Origin of the sequence: Bacillus sp. AP50, from assembly GCF_040492675.1 — a bacterium.
Taxonomy (GTDB): domain Bacteria; phylum Bacillota; class Bacilli; order Bacillales; family Bacillaceae_G; genus Bacillus_A; species Bacillus_A cereus.
In genome coordinates, this window is the sequence record NZ_JBEUTW010000572.1 from 1 (window position 1) to 2115 (window position 2115).

Genomic DNA, 2115 nt, shown 5'->3' on the forward strand with positions numbered 1-2115 from the left:
GTCCATCTCATCAATGAATTCTTTTCAAATTTTAAAAACTCTATTATTTCCTCCTCTTTCATTTCACTTAGAATTGCTTTTAATTCACTTTCTTCTAATTTACTTCTTTGATCATAATCAGTTTGATTTAGTATTTTTACATATTCCTTACTTTCTTGATAAAAAGCAATCTTTACTTGTTCTGGTGATAAATCCGCTAATAGTTTTTCAATTTCTTCAGCGCCTATTTCTTTACCTTTATTTATACATTTGAAATAACATCCCATTTTAACTTTTCATTAATTTCACTCATAAGTTGGGGTATTACTACTTCACCATATTTTTTAAAACATTCATGAGTTCCTTCGTAATTTTAAAATAAAGTTTGATTAAAAATATCGTGTTAACCCGTATTCTATGGTCAATAAAAAGAATCCATTTTGAAAAAGATTGATCAAAATGGATTCTTATCCAGCAGGTTTATGTTTTGGTTTTATAAAAAAGTTTGATCATTTTCTATCAATGAAAACAATTAATTGACTATTTTTATTATGAAGAGGTCGGAGCAGGAAATTCATCAATTTTGATACGAAGTAAACTATAAGGTTTCTGTCGTAAGTCTTTTCCATAATGAAATCTAGGCTGTCGATGTAATTGGTTCACAATGACATACAAATATTGATCCGGACCAATTGAAAAAGTATCCGGCCACAAAATTCTCGGATCATGTGCGATAGCTTCCATTATGCCATTTGGCAATATCTTACGGATACTGTTGTTTTCATAATCTCCAGCATAAACAGCTCCCTTTGCATCGGTGATCATTCCATCAGACGCACCTTTTTCTCCCCAATACTCCACATGATAAGGTAAATTCATGTCCGGTATCGTTCTGTCTCTCAAGGCTTCTGTTGAGATCGAGAACAAATGCCGACTGGTTAGTGGAGCAAAAAATAATATCTTTCCATCGGGAGAAATCGCAAGACTATCAGACGCCAACCTAAATGGAGAAGTTGAACCGTCTTTGTTTCGATTCATTAAAATTTGACCTTCTACTTTCGGTAAAAAATAGGGATCGGGTGAAGTTGAATTTGCTCCATTTAACCGTCTAAACGCGTTTCCATTTGATAAATCTACGACGATAATAGCTCCTGGTCCTCTTGAAGAAGAATCCGTTATATAGGCATAACCTGCTTTTCCAACACGAAAATCAAAACGGACATCATTCAGATAAGTTGTAGGCAGGACAACATCTTCTGTAAAGGTATATACTTTTCTTATTGTATTGGTTTCTAAATCAACAGCGACTAATTTTGCCCCCCCTTTAATAGGTTCAGAAAAATTGGGTGCCGCTGTATCTAATATCCAAAGCGTTCCCCTTCCATCAGCAACTACACTTTGGACACTGATGAAAGTCATTGGGATATTCTCGGGATTAACCAAATTGGTTTGTAAATTAGGATAAGGCTGCAATTTATCCTCAAAAATTTCCGCCACCGTAAATTTAACATCGTCTCCCCATTTCGGAAAGCAAATGAAAATACGACCGGTTTCTGAAACAGTAACACCTGTAGGCATAGCCCCATAAAATGCATAAACTAGTTCTAAATTACCGAAATATTTTTCACTAGGTAACATAGGTTTCATAATATCCTCCTCAAGCATTCAAACGGGATATCTCCTATATATGATTTATATTTTTTCTAGTGCATGTTTCTTAATAAGTTTTTCTATACGAAAAGATGATTGAATTGATTGTTTTCGAAATTTAATAAGTCTGTCAGAAGAAAGGAAACATTTTAATTTAAAGGTCTCCAGATGAAGTAGAATTCAATTAGCAGGTAGCTAAGTTCAACATTCCCGAATCAACGTTAAGCTAGTATAAAAAATGGGGAAATATCCCCCTTTAAATTTGTGAAAAAATGTACTTAAGCTAAACTGCCCGTTAGTTTAAGTGTAACACTTCACAAACAATCTATTGAGTATTCTTATTATTCCTGTTTCCTCAACAATCTGGCCCTTTAATTGAACAATACAACTGAAATTTAAGGGGCAAAAGAAAAATCTTATATTAATACAGGGTTTTATCAATCTTTTTTATAAATTATCAAACTTTATTTTAAATCAATACCACAC

At 33.2% G+C, this 2115-nt stretch carries 2 protein-coding genes; both read right to left on the bottom strand.

Translation table 11 applies throughout. The features are described 5' to 3' along the window. On the bottom strand, positions 1-266 hold a 266-nt coding region (locus ABWK52_RS26760), incomplete at its 3' end, for a hypothetical protein (RefSeq protein ID WP_353772257.1). Positions 267-528: 262 nt separating this feature from the next. Then, positions 529-1626, bottom strand: coding sequence for an L-dopachrome tautomerase-related protein (locus ABWK52_RS26765; protein WP_015382380.1), 1098 nt, complete (start codon positions 1624-1626; stop codon positions 529-531). Between the last annotated feature and the right edge of the window lie 489 nt (positions 1627-2115).

Bases quoted from the DNA above. Each gene is read 5' to 3' on its own strand.
- ABWK52_RS26765 (WP_015382380.1), bottom strand. From the start codon at position 1,626: ATGAAACCTATGTTACCTAGTGAAAAATATTTCGGTAATTTAGAACTA.